This is a genomic window from Microbacterium tumbae, assembly GCF_054780175.1.
This window is the reverse complement of the sequence record NZ_BAAGWV010000002.1, coordinates 399291-417174: the sequence shown is the minus strand read 5'-3', so window position 1 is coordinate 417174 and position 17884 is coordinate 399291. Positions and strand designations below refer to the sequence as shown.

The window sequence follows — 17884 nt, the reverse complement described above, 5'->3', positions numbered from 1 at the left end:
AGGCCGTCTGTCGTCCTGCTCTCGCTCACGCATCCTCCTCAGCGCATGTCCGTCGTCCTCGTTAGGCTGACAGGGTGACGGACTCCGCAAAGCCTACCCTCATGGTCGTCGACGGCCATTCGCTCGCCTATCGTGCCTTCTTCGCACTCCCGGTCGAGAACTTCACGACCAAGGACAACCAGCACACCAACGCGATCTACGGATTCCTGTCGATGCTCGTGAACCTGCTGAAGGCGGAGCAGCCGACGCACCTCGCGATCGCCTTCGACACCTCGCGGCATTCCTTCCGCACCGACGAATATCCCGAGTACAAGGCCACGCGCTCCGAGACGCCGCAGGAGTTCCGCGGCCAGATCCCGCTCCTGCAGGACTGCCTCGCCGCGATGTCGATCGCCGTCCTCACGCAGGAGGGCATCGAAGCGGACGACATCCTCGCGACGCTGTCCGCCCAGGGCGCGGCACAGGGCTACGACGTGCTGGTGGTCTCCGGCGACCGCGACACGATCCAGCTCGTGAACGACGAGGTCACTCTGCTCTACCCGTCCGTTCAGGGCGTGTCGCAGCTCAAGCGCTACGACCCGACGACGGTGCAGGAGCGATACGGCGTTCGGCCCGAGCAGTACCCGGACATCGCGGCGCTCGTCGGCGAGACCAGCGACAACCTGCCGGGCGTGCCGAAGGTGGGGGAGAAGACGGCCGTCAAGTGGCTGACGCAGTTCGGCAGCCTCGACGAGCTCCTCGATCGCGCCGAGGAGATCAAGGGAGTCGTGGGCGGCAACCTCCGCGAGCACATCGACGACGTGCGGCGCAACCGCAGGCTCAACAGGCTGCTGACGAATGTGGAGCTGCCCGTCGGTCCCGCCGACCTCGCCGTCGCCCCGATCGACGCCCAGGCGGTCCGCGACATCTTCGCGCGTCTGGAGTTCCGGACGCTGCTGCCGCGCGTCTTCGAGGCCGTCGGCGTCGAAGCGCCCGAAGAGGACGCCGCCGACGCCGTGGTCCTGCCCGAGCCGGTCGAGGCGACCGCGGACGAGCTCTCCGCGTGGCTGTCCGCGCAGGACGCGGAACTGGCGCTGACCCTCATCCTCGCGGGCGGCGAGGCCATTCGCGTGGGCATCGCGAACACGACGGAGCTCCGCGAGGCGGACTGGAACGATGCGACGGCGGACGCATTGCGGCCCTGGCTGGAGTCCGCATCGCCGAAGGTGCTCCACGACGCGAAGCCCCAGGTCAAGGCGCTGCTGCGCTCCGGCATCCGGCTCGGCGGCCTGTCATACGACACGATCATCGCAGGCTGGCTGCTGCGTCCCAGCTTCCCGGACAAGACGCTCGGCAACCTCGTCGAGCGATACCTGGGGGAGAAGCTGCCGGAGGCCGATCCGACCCAGCTCGTCCCGGAGACGGATGGCGCCACACCTTCTCAGGAGGCGTGGTTCGCCCTGCGCACGGCGGAGGCGCTGCGCGCCGACCTGCCCGAAGGCGTCGCGGCCGTGCTCGTCGACATCGAGCTGCCGACGCTGCTCACCCTGGCCGACATGGAGATCGCAGGCGTCGCGGTGTCGCACGAGGTGCTGTCCACGTTCTCGGGCGAGCTCGCCACACGTGCCGATGCGATCGCCCAGGACGCGTTCGCCACGATCGGCCGCGAGTTCAACCTCGGCTCTCCGAAGCAGCTCCAGGAGGTGCTGTTCGAAGATCTCCAGCTGCCGAAGACGCGCAAGACGAAGACCGGATACTCCACGGACGCTGCAGCTCTCGCCGACTTGCAGGAGAGCACCCCGCATCCCTTCCTCGAGCAGCTGTCGCAGCATCGCGAGGCCACCAAGCTCCGCCAGATCATCGAGTCGCTGGACACCTCGATCAAGTCCGATGGCCGTGTCCATACCACGTACGTCCAGACCGGCAGCCAGACCGGTCGTCTGTCGAGCACGGATCCGAACCTGCAGAACATCCCCGTGCGCACCGAGGAGTCCCGTCGCATCCGCAGCGCCTTCGAGGTCGGCGAGGGCTATGAGACGCTCCTGACCGCCGACTACTCGCAGATCGAGATGCGGATCATGGCACACCTCTCCCGCGATGAAGGCCTCATCGAGGCGTTCAACAGCGGGGAGGACCTCCACCGCTTCGTCGGCGCCCGTGTGTTCGGCGTGGAGCCCGCCGATGTGAGTCCCGCCATGCGGACCAAGGTGAAGGCGATGTCCTATGGCCTCGTCTACGGCCTCAGCGCCTTCGGCCTCTCCAAGCAGCTGCGCATCGAGCAGTCCGAGGCCAAGCAGCTCATGCTCGAGTACTTCGCCCGCTTCGGCGCCGTGCGCGACTACCTGCGCGCCTCCGTCCTCGCCGCGAAGGAGGTCGGGTACACCGAGACGATCTTCGGACGCCGTCGGCCCTTCCCCGATCTGAGCAGCCCCAACCGTGTGCTGAGGGAGAACGCCGAGCGAGCGGCGCTCAACGCGCCGATCCAGGGCAGCGCGGCCGACATCATGAAGATCGCGCTCTTCCGGATCCACGACGACCTCGTGGCCGCAGGTCTGCGGTCCCGTGTCCTGCTCCAGATCCACGACGAGCTCGTCGTCGAGGTCGTACAGGGCGAGTGGGATGCGACCGAGAGGATCGTGCGCGAGCGGATGGGCGGAGCCGCAGAGCTCTCCGTGCCGCTCGACGTGCAGGTCGGGCGCGGGCATGACTGGAACGAGGCCGCTCACTGACCCGGGCCGCCCTCGCAGTACGCTGAGGGGATGACCAGCAGCCCCCGCACGCCCACGCCGATCGATCGCATCGCCGAGGAATGGGTCGACACGCTCGCCGTCCTCGAGCCGACCCTCGGCACGTACATCGGACGCAACGAGGCGAACGATCGCTATGCCGATCTGAGCCCGGAAGGGCGGGACCACTACGCAGAACAGGCCCGCCGTACGCTGGCGACGCTCGAGGCGGCCACGCCGGTCGACGCGGTGGATCGGGTCACCCAGAGCGACCTCGGCAGCGAGCTCCGCCTGGAGCTGGAGTTCCACGAGGCCCAGTGGCACCTCCGCGATCTCAACGTGATCGCCTCGGCCGCGCAGGACATCCGATCCGCCTACGATCTGATGCCGACGGCGACCGTGACGGACTGGGAGACGATCTCCGCGCGACTGTCGGCGATCCCGAAGGCGCTGCGCGGCTATGCGGAGAGCCTGCGGGAGGGGATCGCCCGCGGCATCGTCCCGGCCCGCCGTCAGGCCGTGGAGGTCGCCGTCCAGATCGAGCGCTACACCGCCGACAACGGCTTCTTCGCGGAGTTCGTGGCCGATGCCGCACCTGCAGAGGGAGAGCTCCCGGCCTCCCTCGCGCGGGCGCTGGCGGACAACGCCTCCGCGGCCCGCGTCGCGTACGACGAGCTCGGCGCCTTCCTCACCGGTCCTCTCGCGCAGGCGGCCGGCGAGACGGACGGTGTGGGGCGTGAGCTGTACGCTCTCAACTCCCGTCGCTTCCTCGGCGCGACGATCGATCTCGACGAGACCTACGAGTGGGGAGTCGAGGAGCTGCGCCGCATGGTGGCGGAGCAGACCGCGATCGCGAACGAGATCCTTCCCGGTGCGAGCGTCGAGGAGGCCGTCGCGCACCTCGAGGCGGATCCGTCCCGCAAGCTCCACGGCACCGAGGCCCTGCAGCAGTGGATGCAGGAGACCAGCGACCGCGCAGTCGCCGAGCTGGGCGCCACCCACTTCGAGATCCCGGAGGACATCCGCACCCTGGAGTGCATGATCGCCCCCACCCAGGAGGGCGGGATCTACTACACCGGGCCCACGGACGACTTCTCCCGACCCGGCCGCATGTGGTGGTCGGTGCCGGAGGGAGTCACCGAGTTCGACACGTGGCGCGAGCTCACGACGGTCTACCACGAGGGCGTCCCCGGGCATCATCTGCAGATCGCGCAGGCCGTCTACAACCGCGCCGAGCTGAACTCCTGGCGGCGGCTGCTGGCCGGCACATCCGGCCATGCCGAGGGATGGGGGCTGTACGCGGAGCGCCTGATGGAGCAGCTCGGCTACCTGGACGACCCCGCCGACCGCCTCGGGATGCTGGACGGCCAGCGCATGCGCGCCGCCCGCGTCGTGCTGGACATCGGCGTGCACCTGGGCAAGCCCCGCCTCGATGAGTCCGCAGCAGGGTTCGACGCGGGATCCGATGGCGTCTGGGATGCCGCCTACGCGCTGGAGTTCATGCGTCGGAACGTGAACATGTCCGACGAGTTCGTGCGATTCGAAGTCAACCGCTATCTGGGCTGGCCGGGGCAGGCGCCCTCCTACAAGGTCGGACAGCGCATCTGGGAGCAGGTCCGCGACCAGTACCGGGCCGCAGAGGGAGCGGCCTTCGACATCAAGCGGTTCCACAAGCGCGCCCTCGACCTGGGCGGCGTCGGCCTGGACACGCTGCGCACGGCGCTTCTCGGCTGATCGTCATGGCGGACACGTCCCTGCCGAGCCGCTCTTCCCTCTCCGCTCGTCTCGATGATCTGCCGCTCACCCGCCGTCACCTGCGCGTCCTGACCGGCTCAGGGATCGGCTGGGCGCTGGACGCGATGGACGTCGGGCTCATCTCCTTCATCCTCGCGGCCCTCGCCCAGCAATGGGATCTCACCAAGACGGAGACCGGCTGGATCGCCTCCGCCGGCTTCGTCGGCATGGCACTCGGCGCGAGCCTCGGCGGCCTGCTCGCCGACCGCCTCGGACGACGCCAGGTGTTCGCTCTCACCCTGCTCGTGTACGGCATCGCCACGGGGGCGAGCGCGCTGGTGGGCGGCATCGCGATCCTCCTGGTGCTCCGCCTCCTCGTCGGACTCGGGCTCGGGGCCGAGCTGCCCGTCGCCTCGACCTATGTGAGCGAGCTCGCGCCGAGCCGCATCCGCGGCCGCCTGATCGTCATCCTCGAGGCGTTCTGGGCGATCGGATGGACCGCCTCCGCCCTGATCGGGTTCTTCGTCATCCCGGCATCCCCCGACGGATGGCGCTGGGCGTTCGCACTGGGTGCCGTGCCGGCGGTCTACGCCATCGTCGTTCGGTGGAGCCTCCCCGAGTCCCCGCGCTGGCTCGCAGGCCGGGGACGTCTCGCCGAGGCGGAGCGCATCGTGGAGTCCTTCGAAGCGGACGCGGGCACGGTGGCGACGCCGGCGATCCGCAGGGAACCGTCGTCGCGCGCGACCGCACGCGCCCGACTCACGACCCTGTGGAATGCGGAGTTCCGGGTGCGCACAGCCTGTCTCTGGCTCGTCTGGTTCACGGTGAACTTCGCCTACTACGGCGCCTTCATCTGGATACCCAGCATCCTCGTCGACGCGGGCTACGATCTCGTCAGCTCCTTCCGGTTCACCCTGCTCATCACACTCGCGCAGCTGCCCGGATACGCGGTCGCGGCCTGGCTGATCGAGGTATGGGGCCGCCGTACGACGCTGTGCGTCTTCCTCCTCGGCTCCGGCGTCGCCGCGATGCTGTTCGGGACGGCGACGGGGGAGGGCGCGATCATCGCCAGCGGTATGGCGCTGTCGTTCTTCAACCTGGGCGCCTGGGGCGCGCTGTACGCTGTGACGCCGGAGATCTATCCGACCTCCCTGCGGGCGACAGGAGCAGGGTGGGCGGCCGGAGCGGGCCGCATCGCCTCCGTGATCGCCCCGCTGCTCGTCCCCGTGGTGCTCGCCCGGGCCGGCGCCGGCACGCTGTTCGTGATCTTCGCGTGCTGCTTCGCCGTGGCGGCCGTCGCCGTCTGGGGCGTCGGGGATCGCCGCGGGCAGGCGCTCGACGACCGCTGACGACGGCGCGCACCATCTGTTCAGGCGCAATAGGCTGGAGGGGTGAGTGCAGTCAGGTTCGTCGCCATCGGCGACTCCTTCACCGAGGGCGTCGGAGATGAGCTGCCGGACGGCCGTGTGCGCGGCTGGGCGGACATCGCCGCGCAGGGCTGGGCGGATGCTGCGGGCCAGCCGATCGCGTACGCGAACCTCGCGATCCGGGGGAAACTCGCCTGGCCGATCGTCGAGCAGCAGCTCGAGCCCGCCCTGGCCCTGCATCCGACCCATCTGTCCTTCAACGGCGGCGGCAACGACATGCTGCGGCCGCGCGCGGACATCGAGCACATCGCGGACGCGTTCTCCCGTGTGCTGCGCCGCTGCGATGAAGAGGGCGTGACCATGATCCTCCTGTCCGGCGCCAATCCCGCCGGCCAGCTGCCGATGGGGTCGCTCGTGCAACGCCGTGGCGACGCCCTCTCGTACGCGGTGCTGCGGCGGATCGAGCACCGTCCTGACGTGATCCGCGCCCTGAACTGGCCTGATCGCGAGCTCGCACGGCCGCCGTACTGGTCGGAGGACCGGCTGCACATGAACGCGGCGGGCCATCACCGGGTCGCCGCGCGCGTGCTGCACGGTCTCGGCTACGAGGCGCCGGAGCAGTGGTGGTCACCGGCTGATCCCCCGCCCGGAGGACTGTCGGGCCTCGCCTACTATCGCGCCCACGTCGGCCCTTGGGTGAAGCGGCGGATCGCCGGCACCTCTTCGGGTGACGGGCGCGCTGCCAAGCATCCGGCCTGGGTCGAGCTGGTGCCGCGGTGACGGCCGCGACCGGCCGCCGTCTGCCTCGTCGCACCGTCCAGCTGCTCATCGGGCTCTTCCTCTACGGAATCGGCATAGCCTTCATCGTCCGCGGCCAGATCGGCGCCGCGCCATGGGATGTCCTGACACAGGGGATCGCGACCCATGTGCCGCTGAGCTTCGGCGTCATCACGATCCTCACGAGCGTCGTCGTCCTGGTGCTCTGGATACCCCTTCGGCAGAGGCCCGGCATCGGCACCCTCATGAACGCGCTTCTCGTCGGACCATCGGCGGACGTCGGCTTCGCTCTGATTCCGGCAGGGCAGCCGCTCTGGGTGCGGATCGGGTTCTTCGTCGTCGGCCTGGTCGTGCTCGCGGCGGCGACCGGGCTGTACATCGGCGCGCAGTTCGGCCCCGGGCCGCGCGACGGGCTGATGACCGGACTCCACCGGCGCACGGGATGGCCGATCTGGGCGGTGCGCACCGGGCTCGAGGTGACCGTCGTCGCGGTCGGCTGGCTGCTCGGCGGAGATGTGGGCATCGGCACGCTCGCCTTCGCCCTGCTGGTGGGACCGCTGTGCCAGCTCTTCCTGCGGATCTTCGCGATCCGGCTCGACACGGCCGCAGGCGGTGCGCCCGGAACCGGTCGCACCGAGAAGGCGCAGGCATCGTGAACGACTTCGAGCTCTCACGGATCCCGGCAGGTTCCGTGACGCTGCACGATGCTCGGCGGCGCCTGCAGCGCACGGTCGATCTGGAGACCTTCGAGATCGGCGTCTACGCGGTGACGGAGGAGCAGTTCGCCGAGGTGCTCGGCATCGCCGCCCGTCATCCACGCCGGCCCGCGGCCGATCTGAGCTGGTTGCGCGCCGTGCGGTTCTGCAACGCCGCATCCGAATGGGAGGGGCTGGATCCCGCCTACTCCTTCGACGGCGAGAGCGTTACCTGGCACATCGACAGCGACGGCTATCGTCTTCCCACCGAGGCCGAATGGGAGTATGCCTGCCGGGCCGGGTCGACAGGACCGCACTACGGTCCGCTCACAGACGTGGCATGGACGAGCGCGGATGGCGTGCGTCACCCTCAGGATGTCGGCGGGAAGCTTCCGAACCTGCACGGTCTCTTCGACACCCTCGGAAACGTCTGGGAGTGGTGCTGGGATCTTCTCGACCCGGCGCGCTACGACGAGTACCGCGTGTTCCGCGGCGGCGGCTTCGATGACGACGCGTGGAGCGCTCGTGCCTCGGTCCGGCGCGGAGGAGCACCGCGCATGCACCATGAGGACGTCGGCATGCGGCTCGCGCGCGGGGCATTCGACACGACGGAGGCGGCGCAGGGCTGGTCGGCAGCCGCCGACAGCGGGCGAGCGGCCTTCGACGGTCCGGCGCCGCAGGGCTGGACTCCACGACGATGATCTTCCAGGAGAGGGATCCCATGACCTACGACTTCGCCCCGATCATCAGCCAGGGGCGCGTGGCCGATCGCACCGACGGCGCCCTGCGCGGCGCGCTCACGGCGGGAACGGCGCTGGCGGCCTACCTCGGACGGGAGCCCGTCGTGGTCGGCTCGCCATCGCCGGCGCGCATCGACGACTGGAGGGCGGCGCTGCCCGAAGCCTCCGAGACGCTCCGGGCGCTGCGCGCCGCGGTCACGGCCTCCCTGGACGCAGGAGCGGTGCCTCTCCTCGTGGCGAACACGTGCGCGGCCAGCCTCGGCACCCTTCCCACCGCCGCGGCCCGCCATCCGGATGCCGTGGTGCTGTGGATCGATGCGCACGGCGACTTCAACACTCCCCGGACGACGGAGTCGGGATATCTCGGCGGTATGGTGCTCGCCGCCGCCTGCGGCCTCTGGGACAGCGGACACGGCGCGGGGCTCGCCCCGGAGCGGGTGATCGTGGTCGGCGGACGAGACATCGACCCCGCGGAGGCCGAGCTGCTCTCGGATGCCGGCGTCACGGTCCTCCCTCCCGCGGAGAGCACGCCGGAGCGCATCGCCGCCCTGGTCGACGGCCGACACGTCTGGATCCACGTCGACTGGGATGTTCTCGAGCCCGGGTTCGTCCCCGCGGCCTATCGCGTGCCGGAGGGGCTCCTGCCGCATCAGATCGCGGACATCTTCGCCGCGCTTCCCGCCGGGAGCCTCAAGGGCCTCGAGCTCGCCGAGTTCGAGGACGGGGACTCCGAGATTCCGTCGCGTGTGAGCGTGGAGCTGATCCTGGAGACCTTCCAAGCCCTGCGGCGCTGATCGACCGCGGCGTGCGAAGCTCCGGCGTCTCCGTGTCAACCCCATGGCGGATCATCCCCGTGCCGTCGAGGCTGTGAGGCATCGGCGCTCCGGCGTCGGGGCGGGATGGGCCCGTCCGGGAAGGAGCTCTCATGAGCATCGGAACCGGGATCGCACTCTTCGTCATCGGCGCGATCCTCGCCTTCGCCATCGATGTCGAGGTGGAATGGGCGGATCTCGACCTGATCGGCTACATCCTCATGGGTGCAGGCGTGGTCGTGTTCCTCGTCGGGATCATCCTGATGGCGCGACGTCGCCGTACCGACGTGGTCACGCGGACGGCCGTCGATCCGGCCGCAGGGGAGCAGGTCACCCGGCGGGCGACCCGCACCGATGACCCGGGGTCGGTCTGAGCCGACCGCGCCTCAGGACATCGGCCGGACCATGTACCTGCCCGGATCCTCCAGGACCTCGAACCCGTACTGCGCGTAGAGCCCCTGAGCGTCGGCGGTCGCCAGCAGCATCCGGCGCAGCCCCAGGGGAGCGAGGTCGGTGAGGATGCCGGCGATGAGCTGCTTTCCGACGCCATGCCCGCGCGCGGCCGGATCGACGAACACGTCGCAGAGCCAGGCGAACGTGGCGCCGTCGGTGACGACCCTGGCGTAGGCGCGCTGAGCCCCCGACGCCTCCTCCCAGACGCCGTAGTTGCGCGATCCGTCGATGGCCGCATCCTGGACGGCACGCGGTCGTCCGCGCGCCCAGTACGACTGCTCGCTCAGCCACGCGTGGACCTGAGCGCGGTCGATCCGTGCATCGTCCTGCGCGAACACGTGGTTCATGGTCTGCTCCTGTCCGGGTCGAGGCCCATGCGGATGCGTGTGCGCTTGCGCTCGACCACGATGAATGCGCTGCCAAGCAGCCAGAGCGGAATCTGTGCGAGGAACGCGATGCGGAACGCCTCCAGCGAATAGGTGTCCGGTGTTCCTGCGCCTTGCACATCCAAGGCGAGGCCGATGAGGAAGACCGCGATGAGGGCGGCGATGAATCCGCCGGCGTTCGTGACGCCCGTCGCCGTGCTCAGGCGATGCGAGGGATTGTGCGTGCGTGCGTGATCGAAGGCGATCATGGATGCCGGGCCGCCGGTCGCGAGCGCCACCGCGAGCGCATAGAGGAGCCAGACCGGCGCCGGACCGGGCAGGACGATGATCACGAGCCACGCGAGCAGCTGGACGGCCACCGCGGGAAGGACGAGCGCGCGCGAGCGGTGCAGGGGCAGCCGCCGGGAGAGATCTCCGATGACCGGGCCGAGCACCATGCCCGCGACGACGTACACCGAGACGATCGTCGCGGCCTGAGCCGTCGAGAGCCCCTCGCCCGCGGTCAGGAACGGCATTCCCCAGAGCAGGATGAACGCCGTGCCGGCGAAGGGCGTGGTGAAGTGCGACCAGAAGGCGAGACGCGTCCCCGGATGCGCCCAGGCCGCGCGGATCCCGACACCGGTGTCGATGGAGCTCGTCACGACGCGGACCACGCCGGTGTCGGTGTTGACGCTCACGTCGGCGGTCTGCTCCGGCGGATGGTTGCGGATGATCGCGAAGACGAGGATCGCGAACAGCAGGCCGAGCCCTGCGATGCTGCCGAACGTGATCGTCCAGGTCGTCGCGTGCAGGAGCCCAGCGAGCGGGATCAGCGCCACGAGCTGGCCTGCCTGGCCGACGATGCCGGTGAGCTGCACCATGATAGGCCCGCGCTGGGCGGGGAACCAGGTCGCGACGAGACGCAGGACGGCGGGGAACACGGCCGCATCGCCGGCGCCGAGCAGGATGCGGGCGACGAGGGCGACGCCGATGCTGGGGGAGAGGGCCATGGTGAGCTGCCCCGCCGCCATGAGCACCATGCCGAGGGCGATGATCGGGCGGGAGCCGTGCTTGTCGAGGAGGATGCCGATCGGGATCTGCATGCCGCCGTAGACGGCGAGCTGGACGACGGCGAACAGGGACAGCGTCGATGCGTCTGCATGGAACCGCTCGGCAGCGTCGACGCCGACGGCGCCGAGCGAGGTGCGGTTGGCGATCGCCAGGACGTAGGCGGCGACGCCGACCGACCAGATCAGCCAGCCCCGCCACCCCGGAGTGGACGCGGAGGAGGCGGGTATCGCGGTCACCCCTCTACGCTACTCCCGGCCGGCTCCGGCATCCGCTTCCCGAGCACGTGCAGGGTCGTGCCGTCGCTCCTCGTCTCTGCGACGATCGACTCCCATCCGAGGGAGGCGTAGAGGCGACGTGCGGGGACGGCGTCCTGATGGCAGCCGAGGACCGCGGTGGGGTAGGGGAGGGCGGCGACGACGGCGGTCATGAGCGCCCGCGCGACGCCCGCGCGGCGGTGGGAGGGCGAGACGGCGAGCTCGGCGACGGAGAAGCACTCCTCGCCGAGCCACTGGGTGCGCTGGTCCTCGGACATCAGCGGTGCGATCCGGTCGCGCCACCAGTCGCCGGCCGCGATTCCCGTTCCCAGCACGAGCCCGACGAGCTCGGGGCCGTCCCAGGCGAGCAGCAGCCGGAACTCCGGTTTGGTGCGCGCATAGCGCCGGATGCGTTCGAGGACCGAGGCGCGGCTCGCCGCGACGTCATCGCCGTATGGCGGCTCCGCGAAGGTCTCGGCGTAGAGATCGGCTGCCTGCGCGAGCTGATCGTCGGCGCCGTCCCAGGAGGATATGCGGATGCCGGTCATGCGAGAGCCGCGATGAGGAGGGAAGGGAGCACGATGCCGATCCTTCCTGCCCTGGCGCCTCAGGCATCGCGCGCCACGCCCGCGTCCGCGAATCTGTCGTTCACGCCCCTATGCTGGGCTGGTGTCCGGGAGCCGTCGGCGTGCGACCGCCGTCGTGATCGATCGCGATCGAGTGCTCGTCATCCGACGAGTGCGCGATGGTGTGAGTTATGCCGTTCTGCCCGGGGGAGGCGTCGAGCCGGGGGAGAGCGCGGAGGATGCCTGTCTTCGGGAGCTGGCGGAGGAGACAGGCCTGCGAGGACGCATCCTCCGCCCGCTTCCTCCGCACGACCAGGACGAGGTCTGCTTTCACGTCGCCGCATCGGGCGCTCTGGCGCTCGGCGGCCCTGAACGCCGGCGGTCCGCCGAGGACAACGTCTACGAGCCGACGTGGCTGCCCCTCGATGAGATCGCCGGGATAGGCCTGGTGCCGGCATCGGCGCTCGATGCGATCGCGGCCGTGAGCGATAGATGACGATCCTCGCCGCTCCTGGCCTCAGGGAGCATGCGGATGCGGACCCATAGCGTCCTGTTTCCGGTCGTCCGTTGCAAGAATGTCTTCCATGGACGATGGATACGGAACGCACAAGAGATCGAAAGGCCCCTCGCACTCGTCGCCTCGCTCCGGCGCGCGAGCCGCTGAGATGGCACGGAACATCGCCAGGAATCTGACACCGTCGCCTCCGAAGGGCCTCCATCCGGCCTTGATCCCGGGCGTCGGCGTCGAGCAGACCAATCGTGTCTATCGCACCGACTGGCTCGTGTTCGGCGCGGCGGCGGCGTTCACCGTCGCGTTCATCGGCTGGGGGGTCTTCGGCGGCGACAGCCTGTCCGACACGGCTTCGGCCGTCCTCGGCTGGGTCGTGAAGTACACCGGCGTCTTCTTCACGACCGTCGCCACGGCGATCCTGCTCTTCATGCTGTTCCTCGGCGTCAGCGCCTACGGACGCATCCCGCTCGGCCGGGACGACGAGGATCCGGAGTTCTCGATGTTCTCGTGGATCTCCATGCTGTTCGCCGCCGGCATGGGGATCGGGCTCGTGTTCTGGGGCGCCGCCGAGCCGCTGACCTTCTTCGCGGATCCGCCGCCGGGAACGGTGGAAGGCGGAACCCTCGAGGCGATGATGACCAGCCAGGCGCAGGTCCTGTACCACTGGGGTCCGCAGGCGTGGGCGTTCTACGCCCTCGTCGGCGCCGCCATTGCGTACAGCTCGTTCCGGCGCGGGCGCACGCCGCTGATCTCGTCGATCGTCGCGCCGCTGCTGGGGGAGCGACGGACGACCGGTCCCCTCGGACGCACGATCGACATCTTCTCGATCATCGTGACGCTCTTCGGCACCGCGGCGTCGCTCGGGCTCGGCGCGCTGCAGATCGGGCACGGCGTCGAGCTCGTCTCGGGCCTCGGCGAGGTCGGCAACGGCATCCTCATCGGCGTCATCGCCGTGCTCACGGCGTGCTTCATCGCCTCGGCGGCCTCCGGGGTGTCGAAGGGGATCCAGGCGCTGTCGAACATCAACGCCGTCGCCGCGATCATCCTGTCGCTGTTCGTGTTCTTCGTGGGACCGACGCTGCTCATCGTCAACGCGATTCCGGCGATCGCCTTCGAGTTCCTGAAGGATCTGCCGCAGATGATGGGCCGGACGGCCGCACAGGGGGAGGCCGCCGAGCAGTTCCTCGCCTCCTGGACGATCTTCTACTGGGCGTGGTGGATCTCCTGGTCGCCCTTCGTCGGCATGTTCATCGCGAAGATCTCCCGGGGGAGGACGATCCGGCAGTTCGTGCTCGTGGTCATCCTCGTCCCCTCCCTCATCTCGGTCGTCTGGTTCGCGATCTACGGCACGACGGCGATCGATCAGCAGATGAACGGAGCCGCGCTGCCGACGACGCCCGCCGAGGACGTGCTCTTCGGCGTCCTGGCGAACCTGCCGTGGACGGCCGTCACCGACATCGTGCTGATGATCCTCATCGCGATCTTCTTCATCACGGGGGCGGACTCGGCATCCCTGGTGATGGGGACGATGTCGCAGCAGGGGCGTCCTGAGCCTCGCCGGTGGGTCACCGTGACCTGGGGAACGCTCGTCGGGGTGATCGCCGCCGTGCTGCTCGTCTCGGGGGAGGAGGGGAGCGGGCTGAGGGCGCTGCAGAACGTCACCATCATCGCGGCGCTGCCGTTCGCGATCATCATGGTGTTCATGATGATCGCACTGATGAAGGACCTGCGACGCGATCCGATGATCCTCCGGGACAGGTATGCACGACACGCGCTTCGCCACAGCGTGCGCACCGGGCTCTCGGAGTTCGGCGACGACTTCGCGCTCGTTCCTGCGGAGTACGATCACTCGCAGGACGATCATCCTTGGGTCGAGGCGCGGGGCGACGCGGCTCTCGCCGAGATCTTCGAGACGGCTGCCCTGCCGATCATCGACGACCCGCCGGAGGTGAGTCCTGCGAAGGACGACGCCATGCCGGGCGACGTGACAACGGATGCCGGCTCCGACGACGAGACCGCGGCGAGAGGATCATGATGCATGCTGTGCTCGAGTACACGTATGGCGACGACTACCTGACGGCCAGGGAGACGTTTCGCGCCGATCATCTTCGCGCTGCATGGGCGGCGGTCGAACGCGGGGAGCTGCTGCTCGGCGGAGCCGTGGGGGAGGGGCCGTTCAGCGGCCTGCTGGTCTTCCAGGGGGAGAACGCGCTGGAGGCGGCTCGGACCTTCGCCGCGGACGATCCCTATGTCGTCCACGGCGTCGTGACGTCCTGGACCGCACGCGTCTGGACGACCGTCGTGGGGGAGGACCCTGCGACGCCGGTGAGACCGTGATGGCGATCGCGTTCGAGAACGTCGGCATCGCGGTCGAGGACATCGAGGCCGCCATCGCCTTCTTCACCGATCTCGGTCTCACGGTCGTCGGCCGGGACGAGGTGAGCGGCGAATGGGCGGCGACGGCCGTCGGCCTCGACGGCAATCACGCGAGGATCGCCCTGCTCCAGACTCCCGGCGGGGAGGGGCGCCTCGAACTCTTCGAGTACATCCATCCGGAGGCGATCCCCATGCCGCCGACGCGCCCGAACGAGATCGGGATGCACCGGGTCGCCTTCTCCGTGGATGACATCGATGCGGCGCTGGGGATCGCCGCGCGGCACGGATGCCACCCGCTCCGCGGCGTTGCGAACTATCAGGACGTGCACAAGCTCACGTACCTGCGCGGACCCAGCGGCATCCTCGTGATGCTCGCGCAGGATCTCACGAAGGGCTGACGCGGTCGCGAGATCGCGGCTCAGGCCGGTGCTTCCCACGACGCCGTGTACCGCCAGAAGAGCCGCCGACGCATGCGGATGCCGGGAAGGCATTTCGTGCGCCACGACGCGTATCTCCTCCAAACTGTCCATCGCTTCCGAGACCGGTGCGCGCATGTGCGTCGGCAGCCGGGAGGCATGTGACGGATGGCGAACGAATCCGACAATCGGATTGAGCACGAGGGATGCCCACGAACGCCACATATCCTTCGGAGTCACGCGTATGATCCCGACGATCACTAGCCACCCGCCGGGTCGAAGGGCGAAACGCGCTTCACGAGGCGTCTCCTCCAGAGCCATCTGGGTGCAGTGAGGCGAAGAAGGCGATCAGATCGTACGCCTGAGCCCGATCCTGTCCGAACGCGCGTCGCTCGATGCGGACGGTCGGAGAGCCCTGCGTGGTTCTTGCGGCGATCGCTGCAGTCGTCGAGTCCGGCTCGATCCCGATCACGGTCGGGAACCGCATTCCCAGTCGTCTGGCGAGGTTCCCCGCGATCGTCGAAGACGTCTTGTCGGAGTCGACAGGACGGAAGGGAAATAGCTGCCAGGCTCATGCGTGATCGGTGACACGCCCGATCATCCGATGGCGACGCGAGCATGTTCGCCGCAGACGGGTGAACCGGGTGTCGTGGCGCATCGGTTCTGACGGATTGACCCGTTCCGGTGCCCATCCATCAGAACATCGCGTCGTTGGCATATTTGAATGATACGACATGTATGTCGTATCATTCAAATATGCCAACGACCACGACTAGTGAACTCGAGCAGTTGCGGTTTCTGATCCTGGCCGCCCAGCGCGAGGGCAACCGCAGCCTTGCGACCGCCCTCAGTCCGCTCGGGCTCACACCTGCCCAGGCCGAGGCCCTTCGAGTCCTCGACGACCACGGACCGCTGAGCCTCACCGGGCTCGGCGAGCTGCTGGTGTGCGAGTCGGGGACGAACCCGAGCCGGCTCGTCGCCCGACTGATTGAGAAGGGACTCGTCGAACGACGCACCGACAGTCATGACGCCCGGCAGATCCTCCTCAGCCTCACCCCCACAGGGACGGACGCGGGGGCGGAGACGAAGCGCGTCGAGCACCATCTGTACGCGCGGATGGCTGAGTCGCTGGAAGGCGCCGAACTCCGCCCGCTCATCTCCGCCCTGGAAGCGCTCGTGCACGGCACGCAAGCCGGAGACGCGATCACACGCCGCAACCCCAATGCGACAGGAACAGAGCACCCATGAACCAGGCAACCGGGACCATGATCCTCGACGCGCCGATCAGGCCGGTCCGCGACACCCTGCTCGCAGCCACGCGACTTCCGGAATGGAATCCCGCATTCGTCCGCGTCTCGGGAATCGACCCAGCCGTCCGCGGTGCCGAGTACGCCCTCGAGGCCATCCGAGGACTGCGCGGGAAGCTCACCTACACACAGACCGAGTCCTACACGATCGCGTTCTCCTGGGAGGTGCCGCTCCTCAGCGAGACTGGACTCTGGCAGCTTGCCGAGCCCAGTCCAGGACGAACGCTCGTAACCCACACTGTCGAACGACGCGGCGCGCTCGCCATGGCCCTTGTACATACGCTCGGCACCCTTCCCGGGCTCAGGCTGGAACGGCTCTCGGAGCGGCTGAGCGGAGCACTCGGCACGCTCCCGTCCGTCCACGAGTGAGCGCAGCCCGATTCGGCGGTCGCTATTTACCTCATGGTCGATCGAGGTAACCGCGACTCTTGTCGACCCGAACAGCAGCGCCGATGCTTCTCGGTACTCCCACTCGCTACGAGAAGAAGACATGTGTCGTCACGCGTTTTGCGCGCTGTGCAACGGTTTGCCCCTCGAACGTCGCTTCTTTGCGCGCTCTTGCGCGAGCGGGTTTCGTGACGGATCGCACTGAGGACGATGAACGCGACGGCCTCGCGTACCTGGTATCCGCGCGGACCGTTGGTACGCCAACCCAGGAGAGTCGCGCCGACCAGCATATTCGCATCTACGAGAACATGTCACCCTTGAACTGACATAATGTGCATTATCGGCGGTATCGCTTGCGAGGCCTTACAAGGTGCTCCATCGCGTTGCCTGATCCGGTCCGGGGCGCGCGCACACACACCGGCGTTCGCCGGTCATGCCGATCTCGATACGGAGTTCATCCGTCTGGCGTGAGTGAGACCACCGTACCCGCGGTCAGACCCGCGTCGAGACAGTCCAGGATCCTATCCAGATCGCTTTCGTCGTCGCTCTTGTACTCGAAATACAGGTACGGAAAAGGCTCCGTCGTCCGGAGTATGGACGGCTGGTCCACGGCAGGGTCGGCGAGACACGCGTCGGGTGCCGTTGCCGGTGACCAATCGGCGATCTCGATCGCGTCGGCGTCTCCGTACGCCCAACGGACTATCCGCACCGGTTCGATGGACTGACCCCCGTCGTCGTCGACGAGACCTTCGGTGTTGACGTACTCGATGAGTATCTGGAACTGGATCGTCTGGTTCGCGCCGGTCGCGTCGATCTCGTCGCCATCGACGACGGTTCCACGCCAGAAGGCTGGGCGGAACGCTTCAGCAGTGACGCGGAACGACAGGTTCGCCTCTGCGCCCCCGCCCGTTATCGGCATGTGGGCTGCGATCTCCCGTTGCCCTGGGTAGTGGGACATGAGATCGCGCACCATGCTTCCCGGGACGTAGGGCACCTCGTCTCCGGCGAGCTCCTCATCGATGATCGCCGCGCTCTCCTGCATGGTGCGCGCATCCGGGATCACCGCGATCTGGGTCCACGTCATCCAGCACCGATACCCGAGATCCTCGTTCTTGAACCACCAGTTCTCAACCGTGCCGCAGTCGTCGGTCACGTCATCGCCGAGAACGAGCACCCGGTCTGAGAGCTCCAGCTGTGAACGCACGAAGGCGACGCGATCCTGCGCATCTTCCCGTGCCGCTCTGATCTCCGGATCGTCCGGGCTGTGGCTCGGGCCGGTGTTCACCGCACACGCGGCCAGGAGCAACGCCATCGCGCCTACCCCGATAAGTGCCGACGAACGCCACCG

18 protein-coding genes are annotated in these 17884 nt (G+C 68.5%); 14 read left to right on the top strand and 4 right to left on the bottom strand.

All coding sequences use genetic code 11. From position 1 onward, the window contains the following. Positions 1 to 74 precede the first annotated feature (74 nt). The 8 genes from polA to ACYVGQ_RS09245 all read left to right on the top strand — a co-directional run bounded on the left by polA (position 75) and on the right by ACYVGQ_RS09245 (position 9204). Positions 75 to 2708, top strand: coding sequence for a DNA polymerase I (gene polA, locus ACYVGQ_RS09280; RefSeq protein WP_460784340.1), 2634 nt, complete (start codon positions 75 to 77; stop codon positions 2706 to 2708). A gap of 30 nt (positions 2709 to 2738) precedes the next feature. After that, entirely contained in the window at positions 2739 to 4439 is a 1701-nt protein-coding gene (locus ACYVGQ_RS09275; RefSeq protein WP_460784339.1) for a DUF885 domain-containing protein, read from the top strand. 5 nt (positions 4440 to 4444) lie between these two features. Then, a complete protein-coding gene (locus ACYVGQ_RS09270; protein WP_460784338.1) occupies positions 4445 to 5788 on the top strand; it encodes an MFS transporter in 1344 nt (447 codons plus the stop codon). Positions 5789 to 5830: 42 nt separating this feature from the next. Further along, a complete protein-coding gene (locus ACYVGQ_RS09265) occupies positions 5831 to 6586 on the top strand; it encodes an SGNH/GDSL hydrolase family protein (protein ID WP_460784337.1) in 756 nt (251 codons plus the stop codon). Further along, a complete protein-coding gene (gene yczE, locus ACYVGQ_RS09260; protein ID WP_460784336.1) occupies positions 6583 to 7239 on the top strand; it encodes a membrane protein YczE in 657 nt (218 codons plus the stop codon). The genes ACYVGQ_RS09265 and yczE overlap by 4 nt, the downstream gene beginning before the upstream one ends. Continuing rightward, positions 7236 to 7979 carry a formylglycine-generating enzyme family protein gene (locus ACYVGQ_RS09255; RefSeq protein ID WP_460784335.1) on the top strand — a complete coding sequence of 248 codons (744 nt, stop codon included), beginning with the start codon at positions 7236 to 7238 and terminating at the stop codon, positions 7977 to 7979. The genes yczE and ACYVGQ_RS09255 overlap by 4 nt, the downstream gene beginning before the upstream one ends. A 20-nt stretch (positions 7980 to 7999) precedes the next feature. Continuing rightward, a complete protein-coding gene (locus ACYVGQ_RS09250; protein WP_460784334.1) occupies positions 8000 to 8812 on the top strand; it encodes an arginase family protein in 813 nt (270 codons plus the stop codon). 131 nt (positions 8813 to 8943) lie between these two features. Further along, complete coding sequence (locus tag ACYVGQ_RS09245; protein ID WP_460784333.1) at positions 8944 to 9204, top strand: DUF6458 family protein; 261 nt, start codon at positions 8944 to 8946, stop codon at positions 9202 to 9204. Positions 9205 to 9216: 12 nt separating this feature from the next. Here the strand turns inward: ACYVGQ_RS09245 and ACYVGQ_RS09240 are convergent, their stop codons facing one another. Genes ACYVGQ_RS09240 through ACYVGQ_RS09230 form a run of 3 tightly spaced genes read right to left on the bottom strand, consistent with a single transcriptional unit; the run spans position 9217 to position 11521 of the window. After that, positions 9217 to 9630, bottom strand: coding sequence for a GNAT family N-acetyltransferase (locus ACYVGQ_RS09240; RefSeq protein ID WP_460784332.1), 414 nt, complete (start codon positions 9628 to 9630; stop codon positions 9217 to 9219). Continuing rightward, positions 9627 to 10955: an MFS transporter gene (locus tag ACYVGQ_RS09235; RefSeq protein ID WP_460784331.1), complete on the bottom strand. Its 1329-nt coding sequence runs from the start codon at positions 10953 to 10955 to the stop codon at positions 9627 to 9629. Before ACYVGQ_RS09235 ends, ACYVGQ_RS09240 begins: the two co-directional genes overlap by 4 nt. Continuing rightward, positions 10952 to 11521 carry a GNAT family N-acetyltransferase gene (locus ACYVGQ_RS09230; protein ID WP_460784330.1) on the bottom strand — a complete coding sequence of 190 codons (570 nt, stop codon included), beginning with the start codon at positions 11519 to 11521 and terminating at the stop codon, positions 10952 to 10954. The genes ACYVGQ_RS09235 and ACYVGQ_RS09230 overlap by 4 nt, the downstream gene beginning before the upstream one ends. 121 nt (positions 11522 to 11642) lie before the next feature. Here ACYVGQ_RS09230 and ACYVGQ_RS09225 point away from each other — a divergent pair, with 121 nt between their 5' ends. From ACYVGQ_RS09225 to ACYVGQ_RS09200, 6 genes are all read left to right on the top strand, one after another. Beyond that, on the top strand, positions 11643 to 12035 hold the full coding sequence (locus ACYVGQ_RS09225; protein WP_460784329.1) for an NUDIX domain-containing protein: 393 nt from the start codon (positions 11643 to 11645) through the stop codon (positions 12033 to 12035). A gap of 169 nt (positions 12036 to 12204) precedes the next feature. Further along, the gene (locus tag ACYVGQ_RS09220; RefSeq protein ID WP_460784328.1) at positions 12205 to 14085 is read left to right on the top strand and encodes a BCCT family transporter; all 1881 of its coding nucleotides are present in this window, start codon (positions 12205 to 12207) and stop codon (positions 14083 to 14085) included. Then, positions 14085 to 14387 (top strand): YciI-like protein, encoded by a 303-nt coding sequence (locus ACYVGQ_RS09215; protein WP_460784838.1) that lies wholly within the window; start codon positions 14085 to 14087, stop codon positions 14385 to 14387. Before ACYVGQ_RS09220 ends, ACYVGQ_RS09215 begins: the two co-directional genes overlap by 1 nt. Next, a complete protein-coding gene (locus ACYVGQ_RS09210; RefSeq protein ID WP_460784327.1) occupies positions 14387 to 14824 on the top strand; it encodes a VOC family protein in 438 nt (145 codons plus the stop codon). The genes ACYVGQ_RS09215 and ACYVGQ_RS09210 overlap by 1 nt, the downstream gene beginning before the upstream one ends. 774 nt (positions 14825 to 15598) lie before the next feature. Beyond that, on the top strand, positions 15599 to 16090 hold the full coding sequence (locus tag ACYVGQ_RS09205; RefSeq protein WP_460784326.1) for a MarR family winged helix-turn-helix transcriptional regulator: 492 nt from the start codon (positions 15599 to 15601) through the stop codon (positions 16088 to 16090). Beyond that, on the top strand, positions 16087 to 16518 hold the full coding sequence (locus ACYVGQ_RS09200; RefSeq protein WP_460784325.1) for an SRPBCC family protein: 432 nt from the start codon (positions 16087 to 16089) through the stop codon (positions 16516 to 16518). The genes ACYVGQ_RS09205 and ACYVGQ_RS09200 overlap by 4 nt, the downstream gene beginning before the upstream one ends. Before the next feature lie 472 nt (positions 16519 to 16990). Here the strand turns inward: ACYVGQ_RS09200 and ACYVGQ_RS09195 are convergent, their stop codons facing one another. Beyond that, positions 16991 to 17848: a hypothetical protein gene (locus ACYVGQ_RS09195; RefSeq protein WP_460784324.1), complete on the bottom strand. Its 858-nt coding sequence runs from the start codon at positions 17846 to 17848 to the stop codon at positions 16991 to 16993. Positions 17849 to 17884: the final 36 nt, after the last annotated feature.